The organism is Paraburkholderia sp. EG287B (assembly GCF_040965595.1).
GTDB lineage: Bacteria > Pseudomonadota > Gammaproteobacteria > Burkholderiales > Burkholderiaceae > Paraburkholderia.
Genome location: NZ_JBFRCG010000022.1, coordinates 80016 through 96320 on the forward strand (window position 1 = coordinate 80016; position 16305 = coordinate 96320).

Here is a 16305-nt window from a genome sequence, read left to right on the forward strand (position 1 = left end):
TTTCGACAATTCAATCGCCATCGTCCCGTGGTCTAACATACCGACCGGTAGCTTCGACTATAACTGCGCGAGTCGAACGTGCAAGTGGATGGAGCGATGCGGTCGTTGAGCGATATCCGACGTTTCAATCAGGAAAATGGCGGAATTGAAGAACGTTTTGGCGATGTGGGAGAAGTATTGCCGATGATATAGTCGCCCAGCATACAGAGACCATAAACTGGCCGGCTGTCCGACCTTTTCCTCTTCATAGACTGGATCGAGCCGAGAACGTATCGGAAGAGCCCTTCTGCCAAACCCAGAGTCATTCCAGGTGGCCTGATTTCTATAGAGTCGTACATTCATAGGGTTGCAAGATGAAATACAAGATCGCTGCCGCAGCAGTTCTATCTGCTAATTTGACGACGGCAGCCCAGGCGCAAAGCAGCGTCACCCTGTATGGCCTGATCGACGCCGGCTTCACATATGTACGGGGCGGCGCCAATACGTGGCAGGTGAAGAGTGGAACGGTCAATGGCAGTCGCTGGGGGTTGCGCGGTTCGGAGGATCTTGGCGGTGGCCTGAAGGCAATCTTCACTCTGGAGAACGGCTTTAGTATCGCGAATGGTACTGCCGGGCAATCCGGGCGCATGTTCGGAAGACAAGCGTTTGTCGGTCTCGCGAGTGATCAGTATGGGGCAGTGACGGTTGGCCGGCAGTACGATAGCGTGGTTGACTACCTCGCGCCTCTCTCAATCACAGGTAGCCAATACGGTGGCACGATCGCCGCGCATCCATTCGATAACGACAATCTGAACAACTCAGTCAGATTCAATAATACGGTCAAATACACCAGCCTCAACTACGCAGGCTTCAAATTTGGCGCTACCTATTCATTCTCGAACAGCACGCAGTTCGCGAACAATCGGGCCTATAGCTTTGGCGCGTCCTACGCGTGGAGTGGCCTTACCGTAGCCGCCGGCTACCTCCAGTTGAACAACGACATTACCTCGACCGTGTTCGGGAATAGCGGACCGGGTTCCAGCGCAAGCGGCGCACAGACCGGTGAGTGGACCTTCCTTGCTGGTCGGCAACGTACCTTCGGTGGTGGGTTGAGCTACGCATTTGGTCCAGTTGTCGCCGGCGTGGTCTATACGCAAACCAACCTGTCAGATGCGCTCGGCGGCGTAATCTCCTCGGGCCAATCCGGTGCGTCCGGCGGCATAGCCTTCCGGGCTAACAGTGCGCGCTTCCAGAATTTTGAAGGTAACGTGCGTTACGCGTTGTCGCCCGCTATTAGCTTCGCCGGGGCGTACACCTATACGCGTACTGACCTCGGCGGTGGCGTGAATCCGATCTACAACACCGTATCGGCACAGGCAGACTATGCGCTGTCCAAACGCACCGATGTTTATCTGCAAGGAAACCTCCAGCACGTCAGCCGGAATTCCGGCCACGTGTCGGCTTATCTGAACGGGCTGAGCGCGGACTCGAACACACAGAAGCAAGGCGCGGTCACGATCGGCATGCGTCATCGGTTCTAGACCTCGCAGTTTCTTCGAAAGATCAAGGCGCCTCCTGGCGCCTTTTTTATGTCACTCTGCTTCTCACGGTCCGTCCTCTTTTGTTTGTCTTTAGTGATTTGCTACTGGAGATGGGAAATCGCGTCTTTTGATGAAAAGATAACGTAGTATCGCGAACCAAATTTAGGTGAATGGAATATATGCTGATATCGCAGATAAAGATTTACAGATGCGCATCAGACGGCCAATTCATTGGCGGGTTCAGACAGGGTTATTGCGCTATTCGAGAAAGAAGTTATGATGCGACGCAACGACGATGATTCACCTAGAGATATTTTTGATCCGAAAGATGAACTGTCGGATCGATCAAGATTGACGATCGCGAAGTGCGAACTTGCCGGTCTTAGTGATCAAGGAATTTCTCACCTCGTCTCGAAGGTGTGCGGATTTATTCTGATCGGACCAGCACTGTCGTTCCGTGTGGCGGCGCGTGTTGTCGATAGTCCGCTTCAAATTGAATTTGGTGATGCGAAGAGGTGCAAGGCACCCAGGAAAGGCTGAACCGGTCTGGGAAGCGCTCCGATGTGTCAGTGATCGGCAGGGGGCAAATGAGTACGGGGGTGAGCAGCGTGGCGGCTATCAAAGACTCCGCACTGATGTCTGCATCAGGCGGCGATGGAAGCAATGCAATGCAAGCGACCACAACTGACATCGTTTTGAATTATCGAAATCGTCCAGCGAGAAAGGTACAGCGGGACGCACGATTTGAAGGAGTGGTGCGGGTATCCGCGAGAAATCTCCAATTGGCCTGTGGAAATCGAGTGTCAACAGCGGAAGCGGCACAGCGCGCGGCCATGAGTGAGCGGACCTTCCTGAGGCGTTTCAAGCAGACGTTAGGGGTGTCTCCACGGGAATTCTTGCGACGTGCTCGTCTTGAGAGGGCGTGCTCGCTGCTCGCACAAACGGACCTGTCAATAGAGAAAATTGCGCGTCAGGCGGGATTTGTTGGGCGAAATTGCATGGCGAACCTGTTTCGCCGTCACCTTGAGACCACTCCGACTGAATATCGCGCTGGGGTGCGCAGCAGAACAGGCGGCTTGTTCAACTGCCCAACGCAAGCATGTGCGGTAGAAACGACCCACGTTCAACTGAAGTCTGAAGTGTGACCAGGCGGGGTGTCACACCTGACGCAGCAATCATGTGATGTACCTCCTTCCATGTCGTGTATGAATTGACCTGGTGATCTACGGATCGCTAGCGCTCGCTTGCGTTCGATTAGGATACCGAAATTATGAACTCGATATTCAGAAGAGCCGTAGATGTCGGATTGATCGTTTTCGGATCAGTTGTCCCGTTTTTCAGCGGTACGCTGGAAGGACCTGAACACCACGTATTTGATGGCTCGCTTGTTGCGTTCGCCGCGGCGCTGGCGCTATCCGTATTTCCAGCTTGCGGCATCTACGACTCTGGCTCGAGATATTCGCCGCTCAACCTGTTCAGCCGAACGGTTCTCGCGTGGATCGTTGTTCAGGGAGCGACAACGTTGTTGCTGTATGTCTTGCACAAGGCGCAAATCCTGTCGAGCCTGTGGTTTGCATACTGGACGGTTACGAGCGGCATCGGGCTTCTCATTTTCCGCGCGCTTACGCTCGCGATCTATGGAAAGATCGAGCGCGTCGCACGCCGCCGGCCCGCTGTGGCAGATGGTAGGGATCCTGCTCATAAGAGACAGGACACGGTTGGGGCGGTAGTAAACCGGATGATAAAGCGTGGTGTGGACATCCTTGGTGCCGCGGCACTGCTGATTCTGCTTTCCCCCGCGTTGCTCGGACTCGCATGGTTGGTCAGGCGTGACGGGGGAAGTGCGATATTCGGTCATGTGCGGGTTGGCAGAAACGGTCGACGCTTTAAGTGCCTGAAGTTCCGCTCGATGATTCCGAACGCGGATGTGGTCCTTAAAGAACTTCTCGCGCGGGACGCCGATGCCCGCGCCGAATGGGACAGAGAATTCAAGCTGAAAAATGACATTCGAATTACGTCAATCGGCCACTTTCTTCGCAAAACCAGTCTCGACGAGTTGCCACAGCTGGTGAATGTCCTGAAGGGCGAAATGAGCCTGGTGGGTCCGCGACCAATCGTCGAAGCCGAACTCACCCGCTATGGGGCCGATGTTGGCTACTACCTGATGTCCAGCCCCGGAATGACCGGACTTTGGCAGGTCAGCGGGCGCAATGACACCGATTATGCGACACGCGTGGCGCTGGACGTTGCCTACGTCAAGAACTGGTCGATATGGCGCGACGTGTCGATTCTGGCCAGAACATTCAGCGTCGTACTGCGTGGTTCGGGCGCGTACTGATGTCAACAGCTGACCGCCGTTGGTCCAGTCCTGGTTCCGTGCCAAACGGCGGAAGCTAGCGGGAGTGGTGCGTTTCTTCGCTCAGAGGCGTCGCGCTTTCGTCGGGGGGGCGGGCAGGTGCATTGCAAGTCTGATCTCTGGTCCGCTCGCCGTATTCGCACTATCGGATCGCGAGCATGCCAGAACTTCAACACAACAGATACGAGTGGACGAGTGTACGAAAGACGAATGCGAAGTGTGTCGCAAGGGGCGTGCTATTCCCTTGATAAGTTCCGCCGGGGGCGGAGCGGTTTGACACTAATGGTTTTGTCGGTGGCAGCCGCGTTGTCCGCGTGCTCACTTTCGCCGGGTATGCGCATGGAGCAGCCGGCGACGCTTGCAGCTGCCAGTCAGATCGGACCTGACGGAAAGAATGAGCAGACGGCGGCCCTGGGTGTACCCGTTACGAATATCGACATTGCGTTGATCCAGAAGTTGAGGGACGCGCAGGCGACTTCCCCGGACGGCACCTCGGCCATCTCGGTGGTCCCGCGCCCGTACACAATCGGTCGAGGCGATGTACTACAGATAACGGTTTGGGATCACCCCGAACTCGCGGTGGCGGCCGGCGCACAACCGCAGGCGACAACGCGCGCGGCCGACGCGCCGCCGGGCTTCGTCGTTGACCAGGACGGGACGTTGCAGTTCCCTTATGCGGGCAGAGTACGCGTTGCCGGTTTGCAGCCGGAGCAGATACAGGTGCTGTTGACGCAGCGGCTCAGCAAGAGCTTCCAGGACCCACAGGTCAGTGTGCGGGTCGCGTCCTACCGTGCGAAGCAAATCTACATCGAAGGCGAAGTACATGCGCCCGGCTCACAGCCGCTGAACGATATTCCCATGACGTTCTACGACGCTGTCAGCCGTGCAGGCGGGTTCGAGTCAACCGCTGATCAGAGTCGCGTCGTCCTGGTGCGCAACGGCGTATCAGAGCGCATAAACCTGACGGAAATGGCGGTTCGGGGGCAGAACCCCTCGCGCATCCTTCTTCAGGATGGGGATCTGCTCCGTGTGCTACCTCGCGAAGACAGCGGGGTATATGTCATGGGGGAGGTGAACAAGCCCGTTACGGCTTTGCCTATGCGCGACGGGCGGTTGACGCTCAGCGAGGCAATCCTTCAGGCCGGCAGTATCAATTCAAACACTGCGGATGCGGCACAGGTTTATGTGATTCGTGGTGGAGTAAAAAAGCAGCCGGAAATTTTCCATCTGGACGCCGCGTCTCCGGTCGCCATGATTCTTGCAAACCAGTTTGAGCTGCATCCGAAGGACGTTGTGTATGTCGATGGTAATGGCCTGGTGCGCTTTAGCCGCGTGTTGAGCCTCCTGTTACCAGCCATCAACGCTGGTCTGACCGCCGCGATCGTCACGAAATAATGAACTCAATCCTGGTTGTTTGTGAAGGGAATCTCTGTCGTAGCCCGATGGCTGCCGCAATGCTTGGTTCGCTTCTCAAGGGGCAACAGGTAGCCTCAGCAGGGCTGAACGCACTCGTCGGGATGCCCGCTGCGCAATACGCGTGTGATGTGATGCGCGAACGTGGCCACGATATCACCGGTCATCGTGCGACGCAGATTGCGCGCTCCCTGTGTTCCTCGGCCGACGTAATTCTTGCAATGGATGGAGCGCAAAAACGTCAGATCGAAAGCCAGTTCTCCTTTACACGGGGCAGGGTGTTTCGCCTCGGTGAGTTTTTGGACATTGATGTCGAAGATCCATACCGCCGACCGAAATCGGAGTTCGAGCGTTGCGCCGAACTGATTTCAGTCTGCCTGACTGAGTGGACGACTCGCTTTAGTGCGCTGTGATCCGAGATATCCGGCGGGCAACCCCGTCGTACGTTAAAAAGACATGACTAATACTCCTGTGCCAACGCCGCAGACTGCAGACGATGGTGATCGAGACCTCTTTGTGGTGCTCGATACCCTGCTTGAGAACCGATGGCTCATCGCGACAATAACCGCGTGCTTCCTGGTGGCCGGTGTCGCGTATGCGCTTCTCGCAAAGCCAGTGTTTGAAGCAAGCATCATGGTCCAGGTCGAGGACAGTCCGGATACTTCTGCGGCGAAGAGTTTGCTGGGTGACATCTCATCGCTCTTTGACGTGAAATCGTCGGCTGCGGCAGAAACCCAGATCGTCGCTTCGCGCCTCGTAGTTTCGCGAACGGTCGATGCCTTGAAGCTCTATATCGATGCCCAACCGAAGCGCTTCCCTGTGATCGGAAGCTTTATCTCACGGCACTATGACGGTCTTTCGCAGCCGCGCATCGCTGGCATTGGAGGCTTTGCCTGGGGACGAGAAAGTATCGCAGTATCGCAGTTCGACGTCCCCCGGAAATACGAGCAGGACAGGTTCAAGTTGACCGTCCTCGACGCAAACCGGTACTCCCTGAGCGGAAGTGACCTCGACCAGGACTTCATCGGCCAGATCGGTCGCAAGGAAGTCATCACGACGCCGCGCGGCCCCATCGTGCTTCACGTCAATTCCATTGACGCGAATGCCGGCGCGGTATTCGTGCTGGTCCGAAATTCGAGGGAACGGACCATTGACGATATCCAGGACCGACTGGATGTGCAGGAGAAGGTCAAGCAGTCGGATGTCGTCGTCGCGACGATCCAGGATACCGATCCGTTGTGGGTGAGCTCCACGATGAACGAGATCGGCCACCAGTACATCCGCCAGAATATCGAGCGGAAGTCAGCCGAGGCAGCTCAGTCACTTGACTTCCTGACGGGTCAACTTCCTGCCTTGAAGCAGCAGCTTGCTGATTCTGAGGCGAGGCTGACCAAATTCCGGAATGAGCGCGGTACGGTTGACCTCACCGAGGAAGCCAAAGTCGCGCTCGCGCAGTCTTCGGATGCGAAGACTCGTTTGCTGGAGCTCGAGCAAAAGCGCGCTGAACTTTTGACGCACTATACCGCGACCCATCCGAGCGTGATTGCCATCAACAGGGAGATCGCAGCCCTCGACGGATATGCGAGCTCGACTGAGCAGGAGATGCGTCAACTTCCCGATCTTCAGCAGGATTTTGTCCGGCTCATGCTCGACGTAAAGGTCAATACGGACCTGTACACGGCATTGCTGAACAATGTCCAGCAACTGCAACTCGTGCAGGCAGGCAAGGTCGGCAATGTCCGCCTCGTTGACGTCGCTGCGATTCCGGAGCTCCCTGTCAAGCCGAAAAAGCCCCTCGTCGTAATCGCATCGCTCCTATTCGGACTACTCGTGGGGTGCGGAACGGCGATCGCACGTTCGATGTTGTTTCACGGAATCACCGACCATAACGAGATAGAGCGCCGTCTCGGCCTCAGCGTCTACGCGACGTTGCCGTATAGCGAGCATCAGAACGATCCTGGCGACGGAAAGAAAATGCAGAGGCGGGGCAAGGCAACACTGCTGTCAGTTGATTTTCCTGGTGAACCCGCTGTCGAGTGCGTGCGCAGCCTGAGAACCGCAGTGCAGTTTGCAATGCTCGAGGCGAAGAACAATATCGTGCTGATTGCAGGTCCAACGCCAGGTGTGGGGAAGACCTTTATTTCGACAAATCTCGCGGCGGTCATTGCGAGCGGTGGCAAGCGCGTCCTGCTTATTGACGGCGACATTCGACGCGGTCGCGTGCACGATTACTTCGGCGTAGTGCGTGCCGGTGGGTTGACCGATCTGATTGCCGGTCAAGCGGGGCTCGAGGATGTTGTCCACCGGAATGTTGTAGACGGACTTGATTTCATTACAACCGGGACGATTCCGAAGAACCCGGCGGAACTGCTACTTAAGCGCCGACTGTCGACTGTGCTCGACGATCTGTCGAGGCAGTATGACATCGTGATCATGGATACTGCACCGATTCTGGCGGCGCCTGAAGCGGGTATTCTCGGGGGCTTCGCTGGTATCACCTTTGTTGTGGCACGCGCGGGGCTGACGCGTCTCGGCGAGATCGCGGAGTCGACCAAGCGCTTCTCGCAGAACGGCGTCAAGGTCAGCGGTGTGATATTCAACGGCGTCAACCCCCGTCTCGGCCAGTATGGCTACAAGTATGGCGGCTATCGTTATGTCGCGTACCAGTACGGTACGGCTGCAGAAGAGTGACGCGTGCACGCCTCAACGCGCATCGAGCCCGAGCTGTCGGGTCGACTTTGCCGGATCTCACCCCGGAGGTAATTTAATGGTCAACCCGCGGGACTCGCTCATATCGCTCCTGGGTGTCGTGTCAGGGCAAGCGGCATTGTTCGCGTGCATCTTCCTGATTGGCCGCTGGGACGGTCCTGGCGCTCTGGGGGAGTTCAACTATCAGCTTGCACTTGCGACGTTCGGCGGGACGCTGCTAGCGCTGAGGTACGAGCTCGCGTGCGTCAGCGACAGTCCGCGCGAGTCCTTTGGCGCACTTGTCAACGTAATGGGTCTTGCGCTGGCATCGGCAACGCTGCTCGCAGGGGTCGTCGCCGTCGCTGGGCGCGCAGAATACTATGCGCTCGTGGGCTATGCATTCGCCGCGTTCACGCAGATCGCCGCTGGCGCATTCCTGAACAGCATGCGGTGGTACGGCTGGATCACAGTGTCGAGGGTGGTCACAAATTGCGGCTTTCTCGCGTACCTGCTACTGGGTCAAGTCTGTACGGCTTGTGCGAAGGTTGGCCTCTTTGACGCGTACATGGTTTCGACGGCCAGCGTCGCGATTGTGATGGCAGCGGTGATCGCAGTGATCGGCAGCAGAAGTGGATACGCTTTCAAGCTGTCGCCCAGATTCTTTGCGGACAACAGGCGATTTGCTGCGTACATCCTGCCGTCGACGATCTGCGCGTCCGTGTTGACTTATGCGTTGGCAATTGTGATACCGCATTGGTATGGCGCGCACGTTGCTGGGTATTTCGCCCTCGCGTACCGGCTGGGCTTCTTCCCCGTCTCGCTGGTTGGCCAGAGTATCGGAGGGGTCTTTAGGCGTGATGCTATCGGTGCGATCGCTCGCGAAGATGCACGAAGTGCGTTGCCTAACGTCTACCGCATCTACGCGCGCTCGCTGGTTGGAATAGCAGCTCTCTACGCAATTGGCGGCCTTGTGCTATTTGACCCGGTGGTGACGTGGCTCTTTGGATCGAAGTGGTACGGTGCCGTTCGATTTTTCAATAGCCTCGTACCGCTATTCGCGCTGCAACTCATCTACGTCCCGCTTTCCCAGATCTTCCTCGCGACGCGTGCGCAGCGGACCGACTTCATGTTTCAGCTCCTGTCTGGAATCTCCCTGTTGACTGCTCTATGTATTGCGAGATGGTTCGACCTGTCAGCAGAAGAAAGCGTATTCACATTTTCGCTTGCAGGTGCGGCACTAATGGCAGGCGGAATAGGAATTACGTATCGCGTGCTCAACGCGAATCTGGTTCGGTTGAGCCCAGCTGTCTAATCGAGAAAGGGAAACGGAGATCTACCGATGATTCTGATAGTCGTTGACTCTCTCGAGAGATACTACTTCGCCGCGAGGCTCGTGCATGCCGTTCGAGGCGAGTATGACTTCCTGTTTCTGACGAGTGAGCCAGTTGCCCATCTTCGCCTGAAGTGTGCGGGGTACCGTTCATACTACCTACGCAAGGTCAGAAACCGATCAATGGAAGTCGACGAATCCAGCACAGAATATCCTTACGATCGCTCGATTGAGGTGCTAAACGGGCAGGTGAGTCGGGAACGCGCGCGCGTAGAATCCGGCGCGGTGGTGCGTCGTGTGTCGTCGCTCCTGACACGGTTTAGCGTGACCCAGTGTTTTATGTGGAACGGTCAGCAACTGGTCTGCCGGGCTGCTTCTCACGCGTGCCTGATACATGGGGTTCCGCGGAGGTTCCTTGAGATATCCAATCTCCCCGGCAAGCTCTTCGTGGATTCGTCGGGTGTCAATGCACTTTCCAGCATCTGTCGGGATCCTGCTGTGATTGATCGGCTTCCGTTGCCAGACGAGGAGACGCACCGGCGTTGGCTGATGAATTACGAAAGCGCCAAGTCCGGACCGTTGCCTCAGGCTCGAACTTCGCTGAAGCGAAAGCTCGTCTCGGGAGTGAATTACGTTCTGAAGTTCGCGAGTTCGGGTGTTGGGCGTAAGCGTCTTGCAAGCATTCGTGCACGAAATGGCGGCCGGACACCAGGTGACATCAAGAACTACGTCGCCTCCGATCTGTCGACGCGGCGCTACGTGTTTCTGCCTCTTCAGGTCTCGGGCGATACACAGATCAAGCTGCACTCAGAGATCGATAACCTGGGTGCGATCCGGCATGCGTTGGAGTTCGCAGCTACGCAGGATGCTGCGTTGCTGGTAAAACTTCATCCGGCGGAAAATGACGAGTCTGCGATCAGTGCAATAGAGGCTATGCGGGATAGGTGTCAGTTTACTCTGGTGTCATCGCCGACGACCGATCTTATCAAGCATGCACAGGCAGTCGTGACGATCAACTCGACAGTAGGACTCGAGGGATTGCTTTACGGAAAGCGTGTGATTTCGCTGGGGCGCTGCTTCTACAAGAACTTCGACCGGACGCGGCTGCTGAAATACATACATTCATTCCTGATCGACGGAGTTGATTATTTCTCTTCGGACGGGATTGCTCCGGCGGCCGCCCGCAAGGTATTTTCTATCGAGCATTGAAATGACAGTTACGCTCAGAAAAACACTTGATGCAGTCGTTTTGGACTTCGTAAGGAATCCATATTTCAAGACGAGATTTGTGATGATCTTCTTCCGAATTGTCAATTATCTCGCCTGTAGAAGCGCCGTGACGCTCATATGCGGGGCACCTCTCATCATCCTGTACATCTTCGTCTGCGATTGGCTAATGGGAATCGAGATACCAGTTAAAACGAGGATTGGAAAGGGACTCGCCTTGTTTCACGGAACTGGAATGGTGATCAACGGATACGTCGTCATCGGCGAATACTGCACGCTGCGCCACGGCGTCACACTCGGAAACACTATCCAGCGCGATGGCTCGATCAGCGGCGTGCCGAAGATTGGTGACCACGTGGAGTTCGGCGCCCACTGTGTCGTGGTTGGAGATGTGCTGGTTGGGGATCATGCGCGCATAGGTGCAGGGGCAGTGGTGCTCACTGACGTCCCGGCGCGCGCTGTCGCCGTTGGCGTGCCGGCGCGGATACTCAATACGGGGGATTGCGTCCAGTGAGCGTATTTATCCTTCATCCAGGTAAAGCGAACTATCCCGAGATCGCGGCATATAGCGATTGCCTGACGCAACGAGGCGTCCCAGTCGAGCACGGAGATCTGGGCACGCTCAATCGCGTAGCGGAGAATCGTCGAGCAGTCCTTTGGTGCATCATGGGTCTCTATCGTGCGCTGCCGCCCGCAAGATTTGTGGTTCACGACTACCGGTCTCTTTCCGTCGGCCGGATGGCGTTCGTCAAAGACTGGATCAAACGCGCGCTGAACCTCAGGCCGAATCTGCGCATTTTTCAGAACGAGCGGATGCGGGACGCGATGGCCTTCAACGACGGTGTTCCATCCCTGCTGCTCCCGATGGGCGTTCCGGACTGGATCTTTGACGTCACCGACGACGGTGCGAGATCAATACCGGCTGGGAAGTTTTGCTACATAGGCGAAATGAGCCGCGAGCGCGGATTTCACAAGGTGTTGGGGGCATTCCGCAACGCTCATCGCGATCCATCAGAAGCTTTGGTTCTTGTCGGGCGACCGGAGCAATCGATTTTTGATGAGTTCCGGGATGTGCCGGGGATCGTGTTCACGGGTCGCGTTCCACAGCAGGATGCACTGCGTATCGTCCGTCGTTCCGACCACGCGATCTGCTATTTCCCCTATCACCGACCGCATTGTTTCCAGACGCCGACGAAGCTTCTGGAGTACGCCGCGCTCGGAAAATCAATCATCTGCAACGACGCTCCGTCGAATGTGCTCGCTGCGCGTGAACTCGACATTCGGTGCCATGTAACCGGACCGCGGATATTCGATGAACTGTTTTCAGGCGCTCCGATAGCGCTGCAGCGGAACGACCCGAGAAAAATCGTGCCGCTCGAATGGAGCCGGGTTATTGAGCGCTCTGGGGTGCTTGAACGCATCGGCGCGGCTACGGGACAGGCGCCCCTGATGACGCATCAACGGGAGAGAGTCAACGAGGGAGGGCAAACGCGATGAGGATCGTACATATTCTGGAGTCGACTGCAACCGGCACATTGTCGATGGTTTGTTTGATCGCGAACGGGCTTGCGCGCGAGGGCCACAAGGTCGATGTGATTTATTCAATCCGTCCCGATACGCCCGCAGCGTTACCTGGCTTGTTCGCCAGGAATGTCAGATTGCACCATGTGCAGATGAAAGATGTCTCGCTTATGCGCGCTGTCCCGGCGCTGCGCTCGAAGTTGATCGGCCTGAATCCGGACATCGTGCATCTGCATTCGTCCTTTGCCGGATTTCTTGGGCGTATCTCCACACTTCTCGCATTGCGTCGGACAGCATTCTTCTATAGTCCTCACTGCATCTCGTTCATGCGGCGCGACATCTCAACTCCGAAGCGGTTGCTATTTGTCGGTCTCGAGCGCGTCGCCGCATTGCGACGTTGCGTATACGTCGCTTGTTCGGAGAGCGAGCAGCAAGTTGTGCGTCGATGGTTGCGGCAGCCCGTGAGGCTTGTCGAGAATGCGGTAAAGGCGCATGCGGCGAAACCAGGTGAGAACGAAGAGCAGAAAGCGAGCGATGATTTTTGTGTCGTGACGGTCGGTGGCGTGCGGCCCCAGAAGAATCCGGGCCTGTTCGCGGAGATTGCCCGGCGGCTTGACCGTCCTCAGGCCCGCTTCGTGTGGATTGGGGACGGGGACGACGCCCTGAAGCAGGAGCTACGTGCTGCCGGGGTGATCATAACGGGATGGCTCTCCCGCCGTGACGTACGGTCGTGGCTTGAACGTGCCGATGCGTATCTGTCGACCTCGTCATGGGAAGGTATGCCGGTTTCAGTCGTCGAGGCAATGATGGCGGGAAGCGCCGCGATTGTGTCTGATTGCGCAGGGAATGTCGATGTCGTTAGGCATCTCGAAACGGGCGCCATTTTCTCGAGCGCCGCTGAAGGGGCGGAATTGCTTGGACGGGTTATTGATGATCCGGAGTTCCGTGCAGGCCTCGCGTCGCGCGCGCGCATCGAGGCAAAAGACCGGTTCACTGAGAAGCGATTCTTTCAACAGCTCGCGCCCGTATATGAGGACGAGTTGAACCGCCGGCAGCGATCAAGGCACCACAACGTCGACCGCACAATTTTGCGGCAGCACACATCGTAATTCCTCGGGGGAAATGTAAATGAGCGTATCGATCAGCGCCAACGTTGAAGTCGGAAATCAGTTGCCGTTTGTGTTATTTGGCGGCCTGAATGTTCTTGAGAGTCTTGAGTTCACACTTGAAGCTTGCGAAGTTTTCGTCGATGTCACCAGGAAGCTTGGAGTTCCCCTCGTCTTCAAGGCTTCTTTCGACAAGGCAAACCGTTCGTCGATCCACTCATACCGCGGCGTCGGAATGGAAGAAGGACTTTCCATTCTGGCGATCGTCAAAGACCGCTTCGGGGTGCCCGTCATAACCGACGTACACGAAGTGGCGCAGGCTGAAGCGGTTGCTGACGTCGTTGATGTGCTTCAGGTACCGGCGTTTCTCGCTCGTCAGACCGATCTCGTGGTCTCGATCGCAAAAACTGGGCGCGTCATCAACGTCAAGAAGCCGCAGTTCATGAGCCCCGCTCAGGTCAAGCACGTGGTGGCGAAGTGCCGCGAGGCTGGTAACAACAAAGTCATCCTGTGTGAACGTGGCGTGGCGTTTGGCTACGACAATCTGGTCGTGGACATGCTGGGCTTTCGCCAGATGCGGGAGGCGTCGGGAGACTGCCCGGTGATATTCGACGTTACCCATAGCCTCCAATGCCGCGATCCGCACGGCGAGGCGTCTGGCGGGCGGCGCAGCCAGGTGCTCGACCTGGCGCGCGCCGGCATCGCACTTGGCATTGCCGGCCTGTTCCTCGAAGCCCATCCTGATCCCGATCGTGCGCGCTGTGACGGGCCGAGCGCGTTGCCGTTGAACCTGCTCGAGCCGTTTCTTGCACAGGTGAAGGCCATCGATGAGCTTGTAAAGCGGTTTGAGCCGCTCGCCATCCGATGAGCGCCGTCGTCTACTCGGGTCAAATATCAGTCGTCGTGTTCGACGTCGATGGTGTCCTGACTGACGGTCGTCTCCATGTAAGCGCTGACGGCGAACGCGTAAAGAGCTTTCACGCACACGACGGGGTCGCGATCGCGTTGTTGCGTGCGCATGGGATCCGTTCCGCGATCCTGTCTGGGAAGCACAGCGAGGCGCTCACCTGGCGCGTGACGCAACTGCGTGTGGACGCTGTGGTCACCGGGTGTCACGACAAGCGTACAGGATTCGAATCGATCAAGCAGCAACTCCGCGTCGACGACATGCAGACTGCGTATGTCGGAGACGATGTGAATGATCTCTGCGTGATCGAGCGCGTGGGTGTGTCGTATGCGCCTGCAGACGCGCATGCGCTGGTTCGCTCGTGTGTCAGCCACGTGACGTCACGTGCGGGCGGTGAAGGAGTCGCTCGCGAGGTGGCCGATCATATTCTTACGTGTGGAGGGCTGTCGCTGGAGGACGCGTATCGACCGCTCTTTCAACTCTGGAGTCGTCATGATGTCACCCAGTGAACGCCGAGCCCTGCGAATCGTGATCCCCTCGCGCTTTGGGTCTACGCGTTTGCCGGGAAAACCTCTCATCGATCTGGCCGGTGAGCCGATGATCGTGCGTGTGTACTCGCGGGTTCGCCGTGCTCTTCCGGAAACGGAGGTTGTGGTAGCGATCGATGATGAGCGTATCGCTGACGTGTTGAGGAGACGACAGATAGCGTTTGCGATGACTGACTCCGGACATCAGTCTGGTACCGACCGCGTAGCGGAAGTCGCCAGGGCCTCCGGATGGCGACCGGACGACATCGTCATCAATGTGCAGGGTGATGAGCCGCTGGTGCCAGTCGCTCTGCTGCAGGAGTTTGCTGTGTTCTGTGAAAGCGTTCCCCGCCTTGAGATGGCGACGGTCGCTTGCCCTGTCAAGGACGCTATCCAGATTGATGACCCAAATATCGTGAAGCTGGTCGTCGACAGGGAAGGGCGCGCTCTGTACTTTTCCCGGGCACCGATTCCGCTTTGCCGGGACGGTCGGCCCGCAGCGGTGGAGGGCGTCTTCCGCCGTCACGTCGGAATATACGGATATCAGAACGCTGCGCTGCAACGGCTGGCGACTAGTGAGCCGTGTGAACTCGAATCGCTCGAAAGGCTGGAGCAGCTACGTGCATTGTGGCTGGGACTGCAGATTCACGTCATGCATTGGCCTGAGTCGCCACCTCACGGCGTAGATACGCCCGAAGACGTTGAGCGCATTCTTACTATGTTGAAACGGCAAGGTCATGAATCAATTGAACTATATTGAGTCCGCCCGTGAAGTGCTCGACATCGAGGCGCGTGCGCTTTCAGCACTGGCAGGTCGACTTGACGAAGGCTTCTCGGTCGCGGTCGAGACCATCCTGGCATCCAGCGGGCGCGTGGTGGTTTGTGGGATGGGCAAATCGGGGATCATCGGTCGGAAGATAGCGGCGACATTCGCCAGCACCGGCACGCCAAGCTTCTACATGCACCCCGGAGAGGCCTATCACGGCGATCTGGGAATGGTCGTGCCGGCAGATACGTTCTTTGCGATCTCGAACTCGGGCGAAACTGACGAGGTGATCAAGCTGATTCCATTCTTGCGAAACAATGGAAACCGGCTGATTGCACTGACCGGTAATCGAGCGTCGACGCTTGCGAGCGCGGCACACATTCACCTTGACATCGGTGTAGATGCAGAGGCCTGCCCTTTCCAGCTCGCTCCCACGGCATCGACAACTGCAACGCTCGCCATGGGCGACGCGTTGGCGATCACACTGATGAGAGTCCGGGGGTTTCAACCGGAAAACTTTGCGCGTTTTCATCCGGGTGGATCGCTCGGTCGGCGGTTGCTCCGCACAGTAAGTGACGAGATGGCCCATAGGGATCTGCCTTTCGTCAGCCACGGCACACCGGCGATCGACGTACTGCAAGCTATGACACGTGGACGTCTTGGGCTCGCGATTGTGCGGCTCGATACCGGCTGGGGCGTCGTGACCGACGGAGACGTGCGTCGTGCCATCGAGCGGCACGGCAACGAGGTTTTACGAACCACTGCGGCGAACATGATGTCTGTTGAGCCAGCAATGGTCTCTCCAGAGACACGGGTTGAGGATGCGCTGCTGGTGATGGAGCAGAAGAAGATCAACGCGCTGCTTGTGTTCGATGGAGCCGACGTCGTCGGGGTGTTCAAGAAGTGAGAGAGCGGAGCGAGCGCGTGGCGTTCCCCTTTTCAGA

At 57.2% G+C, this 16305-nt stretch carries 16 protein-coding genes; all 16 read left to right on the forward strand.

The genetic code is table 11. From position 1 onward, the window contains the following. The first annotated feature begins 353 nt into the window (after positions 1 to 353). The 16 genes from AB4Y40_RS33905 (at position 354) to AB4Y40_RS33980 (ending at position 16268) form a co-directional block, all read left to right on the forward strand. Positions 354 to 1520, forward strand: coding sequence for a porin (locus AB4Y40_RS33905; RefSeq protein ID WP_368691552.1), 1167 nt, complete (start codon positions 354 to 356; stop codon positions 1518 to 1520). 276 nt (positions 1521 to 1796) lie between these two features. Next, on the forward strand, positions 1797 to 2060 hold the full coding sequence (locus AB4Y40_RS33910; RefSeq protein ID WP_368691553.1) for a hypothetical protein: 264 nt from the start codon (positions 1797 to 1799) through the stop codon (positions 2058 to 2060). A 128-nt stretch (positions 2061 to 2188) separates the two neighbouring features. After that, entirely contained in the window at positions 2189 to 2665 is a 477-nt protein-coding gene (locus AB4Y40_RS33915; protein WP_368691599.1) for a helix-turn-helix domain-containing protein, read from the forward strand. A 125-nt stretch (positions 2666 to 2790) separates the two neighbouring features. Then, positions 2791 to 3858: a sugar transferase gene (locus AB4Y40_RS33920; RefSeq protein WP_368691554.1), complete on the forward strand. Its 1068-nt coding sequence runs from the start codon at positions 2791 to 2793 to the stop codon at positions 3856 to 3858. A gap of 300 nt (positions 3859 to 4158) precedes the next feature. Beyond that, complete coding sequence (locus tag AB4Y40_RS33925; RefSeq protein ID WP_368691555.1) at positions 4159 to 5271, forward strand: polysaccharide biosynthesis/export family protein; 1113 nt, start codon at positions 4159 to 4161, stop codon at positions 5269 to 5271. Beyond that, positions 5268 to 5702: a low molecular weight protein-tyrosine-phosphatase gene (locus AB4Y40_RS33930; RefSeq protein WP_368691600.1), complete on the forward strand. Its 435-nt coding sequence runs from the start codon at positions 5268 to 5270 to the stop codon at positions 5700 to 5702. The genes AB4Y40_RS33925 and AB4Y40_RS33930 overlap by 4 nt, the downstream gene beginning before the upstream one ends. A gap of 43 nt (positions 5703 to 5745) precedes the next feature. Further along, the gene (locus AB4Y40_RS33935) at positions 5746 to 7980 is read left to right on the forward strand and encodes a polysaccharide biosynthesis tyrosine autokinase (protein WP_368691556.1); all 2235 of its coding nucleotides are present in this window, start codon (positions 5746 to 5748) and stop codon (positions 7978 to 7980) included. 76 nt (positions 7981 to 8056) lie between these two features. Further along, positions 8057 to 9289: an oligosaccharide flippase family protein gene (locus AB4Y40_RS33940; RefSeq protein WP_368691557.1), complete on the forward strand. Its 1233-nt coding sequence runs from the start codon at positions 8057 to 8059 to the stop codon at positions 9287 to 9289. A 27-nt stretch (positions 9290 to 9316) separates the two neighbouring features. Continuing rightward, a complete protein-coding gene (locus tag AB4Y40_RS33945; RefSeq protein WP_368691558.1) occupies positions 9317 to 10516 on the forward strand; it encodes a capsular biosynthesis protein in 1200 nt (399 codons plus the stop codon). Position 10517: 1 nt separating this feature from the next. Continuing rightward, positions 10518 to 11048, forward strand: coding sequence for a serine acetyltransferase (locus tag AB4Y40_RS33950; protein ID WP_368691559.1), 531 nt, complete (start codon positions 10518 to 10520; stop codon positions 11046 to 11048). Then, positions 11045 to 12031: a glycosyltransferase gene (locus AB4Y40_RS33955; RefSeq protein ID WP_368691560.1), complete on the forward strand. Its 987-nt coding sequence runs from the start codon at positions 11045 to 11047 to the stop codon at positions 12029 to 12031. Before AB4Y40_RS33950 ends, AB4Y40_RS33955 begins: the two co-directional genes overlap by 4 nt. Continuing rightward, positions 12028 to 13164, forward strand: coding sequence for a glycosyltransferase (locus AB4Y40_RS33960; RefSeq protein ID WP_368691561.1), 1137 nt, complete (start codon positions 12028 to 12030; stop codon positions 13162 to 13164). The genes AB4Y40_RS33955 and AB4Y40_RS33960 overlap by 4 nt, the downstream gene beginning before the upstream one ends. A 19-nt stretch (positions 13165 to 13183) precedes the next feature. After that, positions 13184 to 14029: a 3-deoxy-8-phosphooctulonate synthase gene (gene kdsA, locus AB4Y40_RS33965; protein WP_368691562.1), complete on the forward strand. Its 846-nt coding sequence runs from the start codon at positions 13184 to 13186 to the stop codon at positions 14027 to 14029. Beyond that, positions 14026 to 14577 (forward strand): KdsC family phosphatase, encoded by a 552-nt coding sequence (locus AB4Y40_RS33970; RefSeq protein WP_368691563.1) that lies wholly within the window; start codon positions 14026 to 14028, stop codon positions 14575 to 14577. The genes kdsA and AB4Y40_RS33970 overlap by 4 nt, the downstream gene beginning before the upstream one ends. Next, a complete protein-coding gene (gene kdsB / locus AB4Y40_RS33975; protein WP_368691564.1) occupies positions 14561 to 15355 on the forward strand; it encodes a 3-deoxy-manno-octulosonate cytidylyltransferase in 795 nt (264 codons plus the stop codon). Before AB4Y40_RS33970 ends, kdsB begins: the two co-directional genes overlap by 17 nt. Continuing rightward, positions 15333 to 16268 (forward strand): SIS domain-containing protein, encoded by a 936-nt coding sequence (locus tag AB4Y40_RS33980; RefSeq protein WP_368691565.1) that lies wholly within the window; start codon positions 15333 to 15335, stop codon positions 16266 to 16268. Before kdsB ends, AB4Y40_RS33980 begins: the two co-directional genes overlap by 23 nt. The last annotated feature ends 37 nt before the right edge of the window (positions 16269 to 16305 follow it).

What these genes read in the sequence shown, in the direction of transcription:
- AB4Y40_RS33905 (WP_368691552.1), top strand. Translation starts at nt 354, where the DNA reads ATGAAATACAAGATCGCTGCCGCAGCAGTTCTATCTGCTAATTTGACG.
- kdsA (WP_368691562.1), top strand. Translation starts at nt 13,184, where the DNA reads ATGAGCGTATCGATCAGCGCCAACGTTGAAGTCGGAAATCAGTTGCCG.
- AB4Y40_RS33960 (WP_368691561.1), top strand. Translation starts at nt 12,028, where the DNA reads ATGAGGATCGTACATATTCTGGAGTCGACTGCAACCGGCACATTGTCG.
- AB4Y40_RS33945 (WP_368691558.1), top strand. Translation starts at nt 9,317, where the DNA reads ATGATTCTGATAGTCGTTGACTCTCTCGAGAGATACTACTTCGCCGCG.
- AB4Y40_RS33935 (WP_368691556.1), top strand. Translation starts at nt 5,746, where the DNA reads ATGACTAATACTCCTGTGCCAACGCCGCAGACTGCAGACGATGGTGAT.
- AB4Y40_RS33915 (WP_368691599.1), top strand. Translation starts at nt 2,189, where the DNA reads ATGCAAGCGACCACAACTGACATCGTTTTGAATTATCGAAATCGTCCA.
- AB4Y40_RS33925 (WP_368691555.1), top strand. Translation starts at nt 4,159, where the DNA reads ATGGTTTTGTCGGTGGCAGCCGCGTTGTCCGCGTGCTCACTTTCGCCG.
- AB4Y40_RS33980 (WP_368691565.1), top strand. Translation starts at nt 15,333, where the DNA reads ATGAATCAATTGAACTATATTGAGTCCGCCCGTGAAGTGCTCGACATC.
- AB4Y40_RS33940 (WP_368691557.1), top strand. Translation starts at nt 8,057, where the DNA reads ATGGTCAACCCGCGGGACTCGCTCATATCGCTCCTGGGTGTCGTGTCA.
- AB4Y40_RS33920 (WP_368691554.1), top strand. Translation starts at nt 2,791, where the DNA reads ATGAACTCGATATTCAGAAGAGCCGTAGATGTCGGATTGATCGTTTTC.
- AB4Y40_RS33970 (WP_368691563.1), top strand. Translation starts at nt 14,026, where the DNA reads ATGAGCGCCGTCGTCTACTCGGGTCAAATATCAGTCGTCGTGTTCGAC.
- kdsB (WP_368691564.1), top strand. Translation starts at nt 14,561, where the DNA reads ATGATGTCACCCAGTGAACGCCGAGCCCTGCGAATCGTGATCCCCTCG.
- AB4Y40_RS33950 (WP_368691559.1), top strand. Translation starts at nt 10,518, where the DNA reads ATGACAGTTACGCTCAGAAAAACACTTGATGCAGTCGTTTTGGACTTC.
- AB4Y40_RS33910 (WP_368691553.1), top strand. Translation starts at nt 1,797, where the DNA reads ATGATGCGACGCAACGACGATGATTCACCTAGAGATATTTTTGATCCG.